The 14,343-nt window shown below is 68.2% G+C and carries 12 protein-coding genes; 8 read left to right on the plus strand and 4 right to left on the minus strand.

Features of this window, described 5'->3' with window-relative positions; all coding sequences use genetic code 11:
• Positions 1-2: 2 nt before the first annotated feature.
• The 3 genes from ACKTT0_RS20645 to ACKTT0_RS20655 form a co-directional block, all read right to left on the minus strand.
• Positions 3-920 carry an ABC transporter permease gene (locus tag ACKTT0_RS20645; RefSeq protein ID WP_407851640.1) on the minus strand — a complete coding sequence of 306 codons (918 nt, stop codon included), beginning with the start codon at positions 918-920 and terminating at the stop codon, positions 3-5.
• Between the two features lie 21 nt (positions 921-941).
• Positions 942-2,495: an ABC transporter substrate-binding protein gene (locus tag ACKTT0_RS20650; RefSeq protein ID WP_407851641.1), complete on the minus strand. Its 1,554-nt coding sequence runs from the start codon at positions 2,493-2,495 to the stop codon at positions 942-944.
• Positions 2,496-2,580: 85 nt separating this feature from the next.
• Positions 2,581-3,360, minus strand: a complete 780-nt coding sequence (locus tag ACKTT0_RS20655) for a GntR family transcriptional regulator (protein WP_407851642.1) — start codon at positions 3,358-3,360, stop codon at positions 2,581-2,583.
• Positions 3,361-3,579: 219 nt separating this feature from the next.
• Here ACKTT0_RS20655 and ACKTT0_RS20660 point away from each other — a divergent pair, with 219 nt between their 5' ends.
• The 7 genes from ACKTT0_RS20660 (at position 3,580) to ACKTT0_RS20690 (ending at position 11,394) form a co-directional block, all read left to right on the plus strand.
• Positions 3,580-4,782, plus strand: coding sequence for a pyridoxal-phosphate-dependent aminotransferase family protein (locus ACKTT0_RS20660; protein WP_407851643.1), 1,203 nt, complete (start codon positions 3,580-3,582; stop codon positions 4,780-4,782).
• A gap of 3 nt (positions 4,783-4,785) precedes the next feature.
• The gene (locus tag ACKTT0_RS20665; RefSeq protein ID WP_407851644.1) at positions 4,786-5,835 is read left to right on the plus strand and encodes a serine hydrolase domain-containing protein; all 1,050 of its coding nucleotides are present in this window, start codon (positions 4,786-4,788) and stop codon (positions 5,833-5,835) included.
• 120 nt (positions 5,836-5,955) lie between these two features.
• Positions 5,956-6,393, plus strand: a complete 438-nt coding sequence (locus tag ACKTT0_RS20670) for a universal stress protein (RefSeq protein ID WP_407851645.1) — start codon at positions 5,956-5,958, stop codon at positions 6,391-6,393.
• Positions 6,394-6,519: 126 nt separating this feature from the next.
• Complete coding sequence (locus ACKTT0_RS20675) at positions 6,520-7,308, plus strand: amino acid ABC transporter substrate-binding protein (RefSeq protein ID WP_407851646.1); 789 nt, start codon at positions 6,520-6,522, stop codon at positions 7,306-7,308.
• A gap of 38 nt (positions 7,309-7,346) precedes the next feature.
• Positions 7,347-8,000, plus strand: a complete 654-nt coding sequence (locus ACKTT0_RS20680; protein ID WP_407851647.1) for an amino acid ABC transporter permease — start codon at positions 7,347-7,349, stop codon at positions 7,998-8,000.
• Positions 8,001-8,028: 28 nt separating this feature from the next.
• The gene (locus ACKTT0_RS20685; RefSeq protein WP_407852471.1) at positions 8,029-8,781 is read left to right on the plus strand and encodes an amino acid ABC transporter ATP-binding protein; all 753 of its coding nucleotides are present in this window, start codon (positions 8,029-8,031) and stop codon (positions 8,779-8,781) included.
• A gap of 147 nt (positions 8,782-8,928) precedes the next feature.
• Entirely contained in the window at positions 8,929-11,394 is a 2,466-nt protein-coding gene (locus ACKTT0_RS20690; RefSeq protein ID WP_407851648.1) for a penicillin acylase family protein, read from the plus strand.
• 48 nt (positions 11,395-11,442) lie between these two features.
• Here ACKTT0_RS20690 and ACKTT0_RS20695 read toward each other — a convergent pair whose 3' ends face one another.
• Positions 11,443-12,864, minus strand: coding sequence for an MFS transporter (locus ACKTT0_RS20695; protein WP_407851649.1), 1,422 nt, complete (start codon positions 12,862-12,864; stop codon positions 11,443-11,445).
• A gap of 118 nt (positions 12,865-12,982) precedes the next feature.
• Here ACKTT0_RS20695 and ACKTT0_RS20700 point away from each other — a divergent pair, with 118 nt between their 5' ends.
• The gene (locus ACKTT0_RS20700; protein ID WP_407851650.1) at positions 12,983-14,326 is read left to right on the plus strand and encodes an erythromycin esterase family protein; all 1,344 of its coding nucleotides are present in this window, start codon (positions 12,983-12,985) and stop codon (positions 14,324-14,326) included.
• Positions 14,327-14,343: the final 17 nt, after the last annotated feature.

The raw sequence follows: 14,343 nt of genomic DNA on the forward strand, positions 1-14,343 counted from the left end.
ATTCAGGACACCCGGATGCGCGGATCCAGCCACGCGTTGGCGATGTCGGCGGCCAGCGTCAGCAGCACGTACAGTACCGACAACAGCAGGACGATGAGCTGCATGACCGGATAATCCTTGAAGGTGATGCTCTGGTAGGCCAGGTAGCCCAGGCCGTCCAGCGCGAAGATGGTTTCGATGACCACCGAGCCGCCCAGCAGGTAGCCCAGCTGCACCGCGGCCAGCGCCACCACCGGCACGATGGCGTTGCGCAGCGCGTGCTTGAAGATCACCGTGCCGCTGGGCAGCCCTTTGGCGCGTGCGGTGCGGATGTAGTCCGCGCCCAGCACTTCGATCATGCCGGCCCGGATCAGCCGCATGAAAGCCGGCGCCACGTAATAGCCCAGCGCGATGGCCGGCATCACGAAGTGCTGCCAGCCGCCGCTGCCGGATACCGGTAAGACGCGCAGGGTGATCGAGAACAGCATGATCAGCAGCAGCGCGAAGAAGAAATTGGGCAGCGCCTGGCCCAGCACGGCCACCGCCAGGCACAGCCGGTCGGCCAGGCTGCCCTTGTACAGTGCCGCCAGCACGCCCAGCGGGATGGAGATGAGCAGCGCCACGCCGAGCGCGGCCAGGCCCAGCAGCAGGGTGGTCTGGAGCTTGGAAAAAATCAACGGCCCGGCGTCCGTCTTGAAATACACCGAGGTGCCGAAGCGGCCGTTGAGGATGTTCCATAGCCAGTCCGCGTACTGCACGACAATGGGCCGGTCCAGTCCGTAGGCCTTGCGGATCATGTCGATGTCGGCCTGGCGGGCGCCTTCGCCGGCCAGCGCTACCGCCGGGTCGCCCGACAGGTGCAGCAGCAGGAAGGCCAGCACCGACACCGTCAGCGCCACCAGCACGGCCAGTCCCAGCCGCCTGATCAGGAACCCGAGCATGGGCTTTCTCCGTGTCGCGGGTTATTTCCAGCTCATGTCCCAGAAGCGCACCAGCTCGTCCGGGTACGTCTTGAACTCCACGTCCTTGCTGGCCACGTAATACACCGGCAGGGTCCACAGCGGCGCGGCGTAGGCGTGTTCGGCGATCAGCGTCAGCGCCTGCTTGTAGGCGGCGTTGCGCGCCTGGCTGTCGATGGTGTGGTCGCCCTTGTCCAGCAGCTCGCGCACCTTGGGGTCGCGCGTGATGTCGTCGTTGCCGAAGGCGAAATACACCGGTGTCGAGGCCGACACATCATTGACCAGGTTGGAGCCCCAGGTCTGGTGGGTGAGCGACGCCTTGCCGGCGCGGATCATGTCGCGCATGGCGGCGTACTGCAGGAAATTGAGCTTGGCGCGGATGCCCACCGCCTGCAGGTAGTTGATGATCGCCTCGGTCTGGTTGCGCTCGCGGTAGGCCACGATGTCGATGTCGAAGCCATTGGGATAGCCCGCCTCGGCCAGCAGCTTCTTGGCCCGTGCCGGGTCATACTCGTAGACCGGCGCGCCCTCGTCGGTGCAGCCGACCTGCGACGGGGTGCAGATGGTGTTGAGCAGCTCCGCCCCTTCGCCCACGATGTTCTTGATGATGGCCTTGCGGTCGATGGCGTGCAGGATCGCCTTGCGCACGCGTTCGTCCTTCAGTTGCGGCGCGGGCGTGTTGTCCAGGATATTCATCTGCATGAACACGATGCGCATGGTGTTGCCGCTCTTGACCTGCAGCTGGGGCAGCGTCTTGAGCTGCTCGGCCTGGTCCTTGGGCACGTGCATGATGAAGTCTTCGCCGCCCGAGATCACTTCCGCCATCTGGGTCTGGCGGTCGGGGATGAAGCGGATCACCACCTTGCCGATGCGGGGCTGCGCCTTGGGCGAGTCCTTGAAGTAGTCCCGGTTGGCCTCGAGCGTGATCGACTTGCCGGGCACGTATTCCGCCACCTTGTAGGGGCCGGTGCCCACCGGCTTGGCGTTCATGCCCTGCGGGCCCACTTCCGCGTAGTACTTGGCGGGATGGATGGCCACCGTGGTCGACAGGTATTCCTTGGCGCCGGGGAAGGGCTCCTTGGTGGTCAGCCGCACCTTGTACTTGCCCAGCTTCTCGACCTTGTCGATCCAGCGCACGTTCTGCTGGGTGGTGGCCTTGTTCTTGGGATCGGACACGAAGTTCAGCGTGTACACCACCGAATCGGCGTCGAATTCTTCGCCGTTATGGAATTTGACGCCTTCGCGCAGCTCGAACTCGAGCGTCTTGTCGTCGACCTGCTTCCAGCTCTTGGCCAGCTGGCCCTTGTATTCGTTGGTCAGCGGGTCGCGGTACAGCAGCGTGTCCCAGACATTGGCGGCGATGATCACGCCGATGCGCACGTTGTTGTAGTAGGGGTCGACGCTTTCGGGCGCCTGGTCGTAGGCCATGCGCAGGGTGTCGTCCTGCTTGCCGGCCAGCGCCGGCTGGGCCGCCAGGGCGGCACCGGCCAGCAGCAGCGCCGCGACCGGGAATCGAAAGGACAGCGGTGCAACGAAACTAACGCGACGTTCAGCCATGATTGGCTCCTGTAGACCGTATCGGTTGAGCGGAATACTGCGGTGTTGCGTGAATCGTTCCCGGGCGTGCTGTGTCTCCTGGGCCTCACTCTATAGAAGTAGAAGTCCCGCCCTGGCCGGGATGAGGGGCGTGCTGCGGCCGCCTGGCATGCGCCGACGCCTTGAGCGCCGCATCGCATTTGCGCTGCAGGTGGGCGCGCATGATGGCGGCCAGGCGTTCGGCATCGCGCGCGGCCAGCGCATCGGCCATCTCGATATGCTCGCGCATGGCCTGGTCCCATTTGTCGCGGTTCTCGTTGGAGACGAAGCGCAGATTCTGGATGCGCGCGTTCTGGGTCTCGTAGAGCCGCGCCAGCAGGCTGTTGTGCGCCGCCTGGCTGATGCGGGCATGGATCTCGCGGTTGGTGCGGTAATAGGCCGGCAGGTCGCGGCGCGCATGGCTGGCCATCATTTCGTAGGTCAGCGCGCGGATCTCGGCGATTTCCTGCTCGGTGGCGCGCTCGCAGGCGTAGCGGCACGACAGGGCCTCCAGCCCACCGATCACTTCGAACGCCTCGCGGATGTCGGCCTCGGACAGCGCCACCACCTGGGCGCCGCGATTGGGTTCGATGCGCACCAGTCCTTCGGCGGCCAGCAGCCGGAACGCCTCGCGCAGCGGCGTGCGCGACACGCCCAGCAACTCGCCCAGCGCCCGTTCGTTCAGCCGGGCTCCTGGCGGAAACTCGCCCTGGATAATGCGTTCGCGCAGCAGCCCGGCCACGCCGGCCGGCAGGGTGCGCCCGTTGCCGGCGCCGCGCGCGGGGCGGGCCGACGGGGCGGCGCCGGAATCGGCGCCATCAGCGGGCAGGGAGGGATTGCTGCGCATTGGTATACCAAATGGGTTTGGTCTTTCGCCGACTATAAAACAGGTGATCCATGCGCCATCATGGGGGATACCCTGAATACCCGATATAAAACAAGCATATAGGGTCAACCATGAGCGGCTGGCCGGCTGCGCGAGATTGCCGGTCGCGAATGGCTTGCGTATGATGCTCGGACGCGTTTTCTAGTTGTATACCAATTTTCCCGACTAGAGGGCCCACTCATGATCTCCCTGCACGGGCATCCGTCCGGCCGCCATTTCCTGCAGATTCCCGGGCCGACCAATGTGCCGGACCGCGTGCTGCGCGCCATGCACCACGCCACCATCGACCACCGCGGCCCGCAGTTCGGCGGGCTGGGGCGGGCCGTGCTGCAAGGCATGCAATGGGTCTTCCAGACCCGCTCGCCGGTGGTCATCTACCCATCGTCGGGCACGGGCGCCTGGGAAGCCGCGCTGGTCAATACCCTGTCGCCCGGCGACCGTGTGCTGATGGCCGAGACCGGCCATTTCGCCGCGCTCTGGCAGCGCCTGGCCGCCCGCCTGGGGCTGGACGTCGAGATCCTCGAGGGCGACTGGCGGCATGGCGCCGACCCCGCCCGGATCGAGGCCCGCCTGGCCGCCGATGCCGGCCATCGCATCAAGGCGGTGTGCGTGGTGCACAACGAGACCTCCACCGGCGCCGTCACCGACATTGCGCAAGTGCGCCAGGCCATCGACCGCAGCGCCCATCCGGCGCTGCTCATGGTCGACGCCATCTCTTCGCTGGGCGCCATGGATTATCGCCACGACGAATGGGGCGTCGATGTCGGCGTGGCCGGCTCGCAGAAGGGCTTGATGCTGCCGCCCGGCCTGTCGTTCAACGCGCTGAGCGAACGCGCGCTGCAAGCCGCGGCCAGTGCGCGCCTGCCGCGTTCGTACTGGGACTGGTCGGCCATGCTGGCGCTCAACGAGGAGGGATACTTTCCGTATACGCCCGCCACCACCTTGCTGTACGGACTGCACGAGGCGCTGGACATGCTGCGGGCCGAGGGCCTGGCGCGCGTCTTCGCGCGCCACCAGCGACTGGCGCAGGCCACGCGCGCGGCGGTCCAGGCCTGGGGGCTGGAGCTCGTCTGCCAGGATCCCGCCGCGCGCAGCAACGCCCTGACCGCCGTGCTCATGCCGGACGGGCATAGCGCCGACGCGCTGCGCAAGGAGATCCTCGAGCGCTACGACATGTCGCTCGGCCAGGGGCTGGGGCGCTGGTCGGGCAAGATATTCCGCATTGCCCACCTGGGCGATTTCAACGATTTGTCGCTGTGCGGCGCGCTGGCCGGCGTCGAAATGGGCCTGGCCGCCGCCGGCGTGCCGCACCGGCCGGGCGGCGTGCAGGCCGCGCTCGATTATCTGGCGCGGCCGGCCGCCGGCCTTCACGAAAAGAGGTAGGAGATGAACGAAGCATTGATGCAGCAGGCGATCCAGTTCGCCCAGGAACACGAAACCGACTGGGACCGCGATGTCGACGGCGTATGGGGCGTGCACCAGCAGGACCCGCCGCCCTGGAACCGGCTGCTCGGCCCGGTGCACGGCCGCGGCCCCGTGACCGGCCTGGTCGTGGTCGACGGCCGCACGGTGGCGTCCTGGGGCGAGCCGCGGCGGGCCGACCTGACCTTCAGCGTGGCCAAGCTTTACCTGGCGCTGGTGGCTGGCGTGGCGCACGACCGCGGCCTGCTGCCGGACGTGGACGAACCCGTGCGCGCGCGCGTGCCCGGCATCGGGTTCGACACCGGCCGCAATGCCCGCATCACCTGGCGGCACCTGCTGCAGCAGACCAGCGAATGGGAGGGCGAGCGCTTCGGCGTGCCCGACCAGGTCGACCGTTATCGCGCCGTCACCTTCGGCGCGCCGCCGGCCGGCAAGAAGGGCGACGCGCGGCCGCTGCAGGAGCCCGGCACCTACTGGGAATACAACGACGTCCGGATCAACCAGCTGTCCTACGCCTTGCTGCACCTGTTCCGCCGGCCGCTGCCGGAGGTGTTCCGCGAAGCCGTGATGCGCCCCATCGGCGCCAGCGAAGACTGGCAATGGGTGTGCTACGACAACGCCTGGGTCGAGATCGACGGCCAGCGCATGCCGTCCGTGCCGGGCGGCTCGCACTGGGGCGGGGGCATGTCCATCAGCAGCGCCGACCAGGCCCTGATCGGCCGCATGCTGCTCGACGATGGCCGCGCCAACGGCCGCCAGGTCATTTCGCCGGAGTGGTTGCGCGCCATGCGCACGCCCAGCGAGCTGGCGCCGTACTACGGCTTCCTGATCTGGCTGAACGAAGGTCGGCGCATCTTTCCCAGCGTGCCCGAATCCAGCTTTTTCGGCATCGGCGCCGGCAGCTCCTTCACCTGGATCGAGCCCGAACGGCGCATGGTGGCCATCGTGCGCTGGCTGAACTCGGCGCATGCCGACACGCTGTTCGGCAAGATCCTGGCCGCCGTGGACGGCTGAGCGGGCGGCGTGCTCCGGCGCGGGGCCGGTTGACGGCGGTCAAGCCGCGGCCGGACGGGCGGCACTACCCTGGGGCTGGCGGGCAGCCGCCCGCCAGCCCCTCCACAACAAGAGCACGCCATGTACCAGCACATCCTCATTCCCATCGACGGCTCCGAGCTTTCCCGTCTCGGCCTGACCAACGGCCTGGCGCTCGCCAAGGCGCTGCAGGCCCGCGTCACCATCATGACGGCGATCGAGCCCATCAACGTCCTGTCGGGCGAAACCGTCCAGTTCGCCAGCGTGCAGCAGCAATACGAGCGGCAGGCACGTGAACGCGCCCGGCAATGGCTGGCCGACGCCGCCGACCAGGCTCGCCAGGCAGGCGTGGCGTGCGACACGGCCATCCGCGAGAACAGCCAGCCGTACCTGTCCATCATCGAGTGCGCCGCCCAGGGCGGCTGCGACCTGATCACCATGTCGTCGCACGGCCGCAGCGGCATGGCGGCCGTGATGGTGGGCAGCCAGACCCAGAAGGTGCTCACCAAGTCCAAGATCCCGGTGCTGGTCTATCGCTGAGCTGAGCCGCGCTCCGCCGGGCGCGCCGCGCCGGCAGCATCGGCCGGACTGGATATAATCGCCAGTTCGGCTTTTTTTCGTGGCCGCCACTCGTACCCTTCCTTTGCGCCCCCGCGCACTACCGATATGAAAAAACTGACCGCTGCTTTCCTGGTCTGCGCCACGTCACTGCTCGCGGCCTGCGGGCAGAGCGACGATCCCGCCCCGCAAGCCGGCGCCGCCGCCGCCCAGAAAATCGTCGTCGGGCTGGACGACAATTTCCCGCCCATGGGCTTTCGCGACGAGAACAACCAGCTCGTCGGCTTCGACATCGACATGGCGCGCGAAGCCGCGCGCCGCATGGAGATCCAGGTCGAGTTCAAGCCCATCGACTGGAGCGCCAAGGAAGCCGAACTCAACGGCAAGCGCGTCGACGTGCTCTGGAACGGCCTGACCATCACCGAAGAGCGCAAGCAGAACATCGCCTTTACCGCGCCCTACATGGCCAACCACCAGATCATCCTGGTGGCCCACGGCTCGCCGGTGCAAGCCAAGGCCGACCTGGCCGGCAAGGTGGTGGGCGCGCAGGACGGCAGCAGCGCCGTCGACGCCATCAAGAAAGACGCGCAAGTCGCCGCCAGCCTGAAAGAGATCAAGCTGTTCGGCGACAATGTCACCGCCCTGATGGATCTCTCCGCCGGCCGCCTGGACGCCGTGGTGGTGGACGAAGTGGTGGGCCGCTACCTGGCCAACAAGCGCGAAGGGCAGTACCGCGTCCTGGACGAGAACTTCGGCACCGAAGACTACGGCGTGGGCGTGCGCAAGGACGACACCGAGCTGCTGGCCCGCCTCGACCAGACCCTCGCCGCCATGAAAAAGGATGGCTCCGCCGCCCGCATCGCCCAGCAATGGTTCGGCGCCGACATCATCAAATAGGCGCGGGCGCCGGCCCGCTGCGCGCCTAGGATAGCCGCATGGACTACGTCATTTCCCTGCTGGGGCCCATGGCGCAGGGGGCCAGGACCACCCTGACGCTGTTCTTCGTCACCTTCGCGCTGGCAGTGCCCTTGGGGCTGCTGCTGGCGCTGGCGCGCATCTCGCACTGGCGGCTGCTCAGCCAGGCGGTCAACGGCTACATCTGGCTGATGCGCGGCACGCCGCTCATGCTGCAGATGCTGTTCATCTATTTCGCGCTGCCGTTCGTGCCGGTGGTGGGGGTGCGCCTGCCCGACTTCCCGGCCGCGGTAGTGGCGTTCACGCTGAACTACGCCGCCTATTTCGCCGAGATCTTCCGCGCCGGCATCCTGTCGGTCGACCGCGGCCAGTACGAAGGCAGCAAGGTGCTGGGCATGAGCTACCTGCAGACGCTGCGGCGCATCGTGCTGCCGCAGATGGTGCAGCGCGTGCTGCCGCCCATGAGCAACGAGACCATCACCCTGGTCAAGGACACCTCGCTCATCTACGTGCTGGCGCTCAACGACATCCTGCGCACCGCGCGCGGCATCGTGCAGCGCGACTTCACCACCACGCCGTTCCTGGTCGCGGCGGCCTTCTACCTGATCATGACGCTGGTGCTGACCTGGCTGTTCCAGCACATGGAAAAACGCTATGCCAAGTACGACCAATAGCCCCGTCGCCGCCGATCCGCGCCCGGTGATGATCGCGGCGCGCGAGGTCGGCAAATCGTTCGGCGCCACGCGCGTGCTGGACCAGGTGTCGCTGACGCTGCGCAAGGGCGAGGTGGTCGCGGTGATCGGCCCGTCGGGGTCCGGCAAGAGCACCTTCCTGCGCTGCCTGATCCATCTCGAGACCATCGACGAAGGCAGCATAGAGATCGAAGGCGAGGCGCTGGCGACGGCCGTGCCGGGCGCCTCGAGCCGCTATGCGCGCGATGCGGAGGTGCGGCGCATCTGCCGCAAGATGGGCATGGTGTTCCAGTCGTTCAACCTGTTCCCCCACATGACCGTGCTGGAGAACATCATCGAGGCGCCGGTGACCGTGCAGGGCGTGCCGCGCGACCAGGCCATTCCGAAGGCCGAGGCGCTGCTGCGCAAGGTGGGGCTGCTGAACAAGCGCGACAACTACCCGGCGCGCCTGTCGGGCGGGCAGAAGCAGCGCGTGGCCATCGCCCGGGCGCTGGCCATGGAGCCGGACATCATGCTGTTCGACGAGCCGACCTCGGCGCTCGACCCCGAACTCACCGGCGAGGTCCTGCGCACCATGCGGCAACTGGCCGACGAGCACATGACCATGCTGGTGGTCACGCACGAAATGGGCTTTGCCCGCGAGGCCGCGCATCGGGTGGTCTTCATGGACGAAGGCCGCATCGTCGAGGAAGCGCCGGCCGAGACTTTCTTCCGGGCGCCGCAACAGCCGCGCGCGCGCGCCTTCCTGGGCCAGATGCTGTAGTGACCGCGCGCCATGCCGCGTCATATTGTTACACCCAATGAAAGAATTAATAAAATAAAACAGCATTTCTCCACCATTTGATTATCTTGGTAAACATTGCGCCCTCGCGCAGCGCGGGCGCCATCCAAGAGACCAAGGAGGAGGGAGATGCGTACGTTCCAACGCAGGATCGCCGCATTGCTGGCGTGCGGCGCCGTGGCGCTGCTGGCGGGGTGCGCCGCGCCGGGCGGCGGCAAGCAGTCGACCATCGATATGCCGGGGCTGTCGCAACCGGTGGAAATTCTGCGCGACCGGCATGGCGTATCGCATATCTACGCGCAGAACCAGCACGACCTCTTCTTTGCCCAGGGTTTCAACGCCGCGCGCGACCGCATGTGGCAACTGGACCTGTGGCGCCGCCAGGGCGAGGGAAAGATGGCCGAACAGTTCGGCCCGCGCTTCATCGAGCAGGACCGCGCGGCGCGCCTGTTCCTGTACCGGGGCGACATGCAGGCGGAATTCGCCAGCTACCACCCCGAAGGGCGCGCCATCCTGACGGCCTTCGCCGAGGGCATCAATGCCTACGTCGATTGGGTCAAGGCCAACCCCGAGCACATGCCGCCGGAGTTCAAGCTCACCGGCACCGAGCCGGGCTACTGGAGCCCGGAAACCTCGCTGATCCGCATCTATGGGCTGACCCGCAACGTCGCCAACGAGGTCAAGCTGGCCCGCCAGGTCGCCGCCCTGGGGCTGAACGTCGTGCAGGACCTGGGCGTGTACGAACCGCCCATTGCCCTGCAGGTGCCGGCCGGCCTGAATGTGAGCCAGATCGACGAGAACATCCTGGCCGACTACAACCTGGCGCGCAAGGGCCAGAAGTTCGTCGCGGCGGACTTTCCGCGCAGCCCGCTGGCGGCGGCCGGGCGCGAGAAGCTGGCCCGCAGCCTCTCGGCCAGCCTGGAGGCCTCGCTGGACCCGGCCTTCGATCCGCTGGCGCCGCGCTATGAAAGCAACAACTGGACGCTGTCCGGCCAGCGCACGGCGACCGGGCGGCCCATGGTGGTGGGCGATCCGCACCGCACCATCGCCATGCCCTCGCTGCGCTACATGGTGCACCTGAACGCGCCGGGCTGGAATGTGATCGGCGCCGGCGAGCCGGCGCTGCCCGGCGTGTCCATGGGGCACAACGAGCGCATCGCCTTCGGCCTGACCATCTTCGCGTTCGCGGACGAGGAAGACCTGTACGTCTACGATATCAACCCGGCCAATGCCAGCCAGTATCGCTATCGCGGCGGCTGGGAAACGATGCGCACGATCGACGAGACCATCGAGGTGCGCGGCCAGGCGCCGGTGCGGCGGCAACTGAAGTTCACCCGCCATGGTCCCGTGATCCATGTCGATCCGGTGCGCCACAAGGCCTATGCGCTGCGCGCGGCCTACCTGGAGTTTCCCGGCACCGCGGCCTATCTGGCCAGCCTGCGGCTGAACCAGGCGCAGAACTGGCAGGAGTTCGTGGCCGGCATGGAGCGCCACTACACGCCCAGCGAGAACATGGTCTATGCCGACGTGGATGGCAATATCGGCTGGTTCGGCGGCAGCATCGCGCCGATCCGTCCGCGCAAGGACTGGAGCGGCATGCTGCCCGTGCCGGGCAATGGCGATTTCGAATGGAACGGCTTCCTGCCGACCAGCTCGCTGCCCAAGGTGCTGAACCCGCCGGAGGGCTACGTGGCCACCGCCAACGAATACAACCTGCCCGCCGATTATGCGTACAAGGAAATGTCGAACCGCACCTGGGCCGAGCCGTATCGCATCCAGCGTATCCGCGAGGTGCTGGCGGACGCGCGCGGCCTGAGCCTGGAAGATTCCCAGCGCCTGCAGTTCGACAATCTGTCGATCCCGGCCCGCACGCTGACGAAGTACGCCGAATCCTTGAACTCGACCGATCCGGGCGTGGGCGAGGCGTTGCGGCTGCTGAAGGACTGGGACTATCGCACCGAGGTCGACTCCAAGGCCGCCACGGTGTATGAGTTCTGGTTGCCGGAAGTGGTCAAGCGTGTATCAGACCTGTACGTGCCCGCCAACGGCCGCGAGGTGTTCGGCAACCTGTCCACCCGCAAGACGCTGGAGAAGCTGGCCACCCCCGATGCCGCGTTCGGGCCGCGGCCGGAACAGGGCCGCGACGCGCTGCTGCTGGCCGCGCTGGCCGACGGCGTGCGCAAGCTGACGGCCATGCAGGGATCCGATTCGCGGCAATGGGAATGGGGCAAGCTGCACCACATCCAGTTCGAGCACAGCCTGGCCGAACTGCTGCCGCCCGACACCGCCAAAGCGTACGGCACGCCGCGCTACCCGGTCAGCGGCGACAACGATACGGTGCACCGCGCCACCTTCCGCAAGTCCGATTTCCGCCAGATCAGCGGCGCCTCGTACCGCCAGGTCATCGACGTGGGCAACTGGGACAACTCGCGCATGCAGAATATGCCGGGCCAGTCGGCCGACCCGCGCAGCCCGCACTACCGCGACCTGCTCGAAGGCTGGGCGACCGGCAAGTACATTCCCATGGCGTACAGCCGCGAGAAGATCGAAAGCGAACTCGGCGATACGCTGGTGCTGCAGCCGGCACAGCGTTGAGCGGGTCGGTGCGGCGCCGGGCGATCGAGCCTTCGGCGCCGCGCCGTCTTAGCGTGGCGGGCCGAGCGGCGGCGCCACGGCTTCCAGCGGCTTGCGCTCGGCGTCGACCGCCAGGCGCCAGGCCAGGATGCCGGCGCCGGCCATCAGCGCCGCCGCCAGCAGATAGCCGAGGGTCAGCGCGCCGCGCTGGCCGCCGCCGATGAGCCAGCCGTACAGGGCCGGCCCGGCGAAGCCGCCGGCGCCGGTGCCGGCCGCGTAGAACAACGAAATGGCCAACCCGCGCATCTCCAGCGGGAATACCTCGCTGACCGTCAGGTAGGCCGAACTGGCCGCCGCCGAGGCCACGAAGAAGACCGCCGACCAACACCATGCCTGCGAGCGGGCGTCCAGCCAGCCGGCCTGGAATGCCAGCGCGGAGGCGGCCAGTCCGAGACCCGACAGCAGGTAGGTGAGGGCGATCATCCTGCGCCGCCCCACGCGGTCGAACAGCGGCCCCAGCGCCAGCGGCCCCAGGACATTGCCCAGCGCGAACGGCAGCACGTACCAGCCCACCTCCTGGGCCGGCACGCTGTAGAAGCGGGTCAGCACCAGGGCATAGGTGAAGAAAATGGCGTTGTAGAAGAACGCTTGCGCCAGCATCAGCGCCAGGCACACCGCCGAGCGGCCCGGATAGCGCCGCAGCAGCACGGCCGCCGCCTCCCGCAATGTGGGCGTGCCGGCCGCATGGGTGGATAGCGCCGGCGCCGTCGCGGGCAGGGGGCCGCGGCGTGCCTGCACTTGTGCCTCGATGCCGCGCACAATCGCCAGCGCCTCTGCCTGGCGGCCGTGCGCCAGCAGCCAGCGCGGGCTTTCCGGCACGTCGCGGCGCACTAGTAGGATGGCGATCGCCAGCAGCGCCCCCAGCGCGAAGGCCAGGCGCCAGCCCAGTCCGGCAGGCACCAGCGCAGGGTCGAGCAGCGGCAGGCTCAAGCCGGCGCCCAGTGCCGCGCCGATCCAGAAGCAGCCGTTGATGGCCAGGTTGACCCGCCCGCGCACGCGCGCGGGGATCAGCTCGTCGATGGCGGAATTGATGGCGGCATATTCGCCGCCGATGCCCACGCCGGTCAGGCAGCGGCATGCTGCAAAAAAAACATAGTTCGGCGCGCAGGCCGTGGCGAGGGTGGCGGCCATGTACAGCCCGAGCGTCGCCAGGAACAGCCGCTTGCGGCCGAGCCGATCGGCCATGCGCCCGAACAGCAGGGCGCCGGCCACCGCTCCGGCCACGTACAGCGAGCCGGTGGCGCCCACTTGCGCGGCGCTCAGGCCCAGGGCGCCGGGCTGGGTCAGCACGCCGCCCAGCGACCCGGCCAGCGTGACCTCCAGGCCGTCCAGCACCCAGGCCACGCCCAACGCGATCACCACGCGCCAATGCCAGGCCGACCAGGGCAGGCGGTCCAGGCGGGCGGGGATGTCGCTGCTGCATGCGATCATGGCGGTACGTAGAGATGTAACGCGACACCAGACAGTACATGAGACCGGCGGCCCCGCGTCAAGCGCGCGGCGCGGGTACGCGCCTTGCTGCGCCAGCGCGCATTGCGGGGAGGAAGCGATGAGCCTGACAGCTGTTCCGCGCGGCGACGCCGCGACACTGGCCGACCGCCTGGGCCGCGCCGTGCGGCCGGCCTGCGAGCCGCTGCCGCCGGTGGAGGACGGCGCGGCCTTCGGCGCCTGTTTCGACCGCTATGCCGACGCCCGCATCGTGCTGCTGGGCGAGGCCAGCCACGGCAGCGCCGAGTTCTATCGGGCCCGCGCGGCGATCACGCAGCGGCTGATCGCGCAGTACGGCTACGACATCGTGGCGGTGGAGGCGGACTGGCCCGACGCGGCGCGCATCGACCGCTACGTCCGGCACCGGCCCGCCGGGCGGGATGGCGAACCTGCGTTCACGCGCTTTCCGGCCTGGATGTGGCGCAACGAAGACGTGGCGGCATTCGTCCAATGGCTGCACCATCACAATCGCGGCCTGCCGCCCGAGCGGCGCACCGAGTTCCGCGGGCTGGATGTCTATTCGCTGCGCGCGTCGATCGCCAGCGTGCTGGCCTACCTGGACCGGGTCGATCCCGCAGCGGCGGCGCAGGCGCGCCGCCGCTACGGCTGCCTGACGCCCTGGCAGGCCGAGCCGGCCTGGTACGGCCGCGCGGTGCTGCGCGGCGAGCGCGACCCGTGCGAGGACGAGGTGCACGCCCAGTTGCGCGATATCCTGGCCAGGCGGCTCGAATACGCCGCGCAGGACGGCGACGACTGGTTCGACGCGGCCCAGAACGCGCGCACCGTCCTGGCCGCCGAACAGTACTACCGCAGCATGTTCCGCGGCTCCACCGAATCGTGGAACCTGCGCGACCGCCATATGTTCGAGACGCTGCAACAGGTGCTGCACGCCCGCGGACCGCAGGCCCGTGCCGTGGTGTGGGCGCACAACTCGCATATTGGCCACGCGCCGGCCACGGCCATGGGCTGGCAAGGCCAGTTCAATATCGGCGAACTGTGCCGCACGGCCTACGGCGACGCCGCGGTGCTCATCGGTTTCGGCACCGACCGCGGCACCGTGGCGGCCGCCGACGACTGGGACGAACCCATGCGGGTCAAGCAGGTGCTGCCGTCGCGCGCGGATTCGTATGAGCAGGTGTTCCTGCGGGCCGGCGCGCCATGCGCGCTGGCCGACCTGCGCAAGCCGGCCAACCGGGCGGCGCGCCAGGCCTTGCTGCCCCCCAGGCTGGAGCGCGCCATCGGGGTGATCTATCGTCCCGATACGGAGTTCCACAGCCACTACTTCCAGGCGGTGCTGCCGGACCAGTTCGATGGCTACGTCTGGTACGAACAGACCCGCGCGGTCACGCCGCTGGCGGCGCCACCGCAGCACGGCGTGCCCGATACGTATCCGTTCGCCGTATAAGCCATCCGCCCGGGAGA

The sequence above is a fragment of the Bordetella saccharivorans genome (assembly GCF_045862855.1).
Classification (GTDB): Bacteria; Pseudomonadota; Gammaproteobacteria; order Burkholderiales; family Burkholderiaceae_B; genus Bordetella_A; species Bordetella_A petrii_F.

What these genes read in the sequence shown, in the direction of transcription:
- ACKTT0_RS20660 (WP_407851643.1), top strand. Translation starts at nt 3,580, where the DNA reads ATGATCTCCCTGCACGGGCATCCGTCCGGCCGCCATTTCCTGCAGATT.
- ACKTT0_RS20685 (WP_407852471.1), top strand. Translation starts at nt 8,029, where the DNA reads ATGATCGCGGCGCGCGAGGTCGGCAAATCGTTCGGCGCCACGCGCGTG.
- ACKTT0_RS20670 (WP_407851645.1), top strand. Translation starts at nt 5,956, where the DNA reads ATGTACCAGCACATCCTCATTCCCATCGACGGCTCCGAGCTTTCCCGT.
- ACKTT0_RS20675 (WP_407851646.1), top strand. Translation starts at nt 6,520, where the DNA reads ATGAAAAAACTGACCGCTGCTTTCCTGGTCTGCGCCACGTCACTGCTC.
- ACKTT0_RS20665 (WP_407851644.1), top strand. Translation starts at nt 4,786, where the DNA reads ATGAACGAAGCATTGATGCAGCAGGCGATCCAGTTCGCCCAGGAACAC.
- ACKTT0_RS20655 (WP_407851642.1), bottom strand. Translation starts at nt 3,360, where the DNA reads ATGCGCAGCAATCCCTCCCTGCCCGCTGATGGCGCCGATTCCGGCGCC.
- ACKTT0_RS20645 (WP_407851640.1), bottom strand. Translation starts at nt 920, where the DNA reads ATGCTCGGGTTCCTGATCAGGCGGCTGGGACTGGCCGTGCTGGTGGCG.
- ACKTT0_RS20695 (WP_407851649.1), bottom strand. Translation starts at nt 12,864, where the DNA reads ATGATCGCATGCAGCAGCGACATCCCCGCCCGCCTGGACCGCCTGCCC.
- ACKTT0_RS20680 (WP_407851647.1), top strand. Translation starts at nt 7,347, where the DNA reads ATGGACTACGTCATTTCCCTGCTGGGGCCCATGGCGCAGGGGGCCAGG.
- ACKTT0_RS20690 (WP_407851648.1), top strand. Translation starts at nt 8,929, where the DNA reads ATGCGTACGTTCCAACGCAGGATCGCCGCATTGCTGGCGTGCGGCGCC.
- ACKTT0_RS20650 (WP_407851641.1), bottom strand. Translation starts at nt 2,495, where the DNA reads ATGGCTGAACGTCGCGTTAGTTTCGTTGCACCGCTGTCCTTTCGATTC.
- ACKTT0_RS20700 (WP_407851650.1), top strand. Translation starts at nt 12,983, where the DNA reads ATGAGCCTGACAGCTGTTCCGCGCGGCGACGCCGCGACACTGGCCGAC.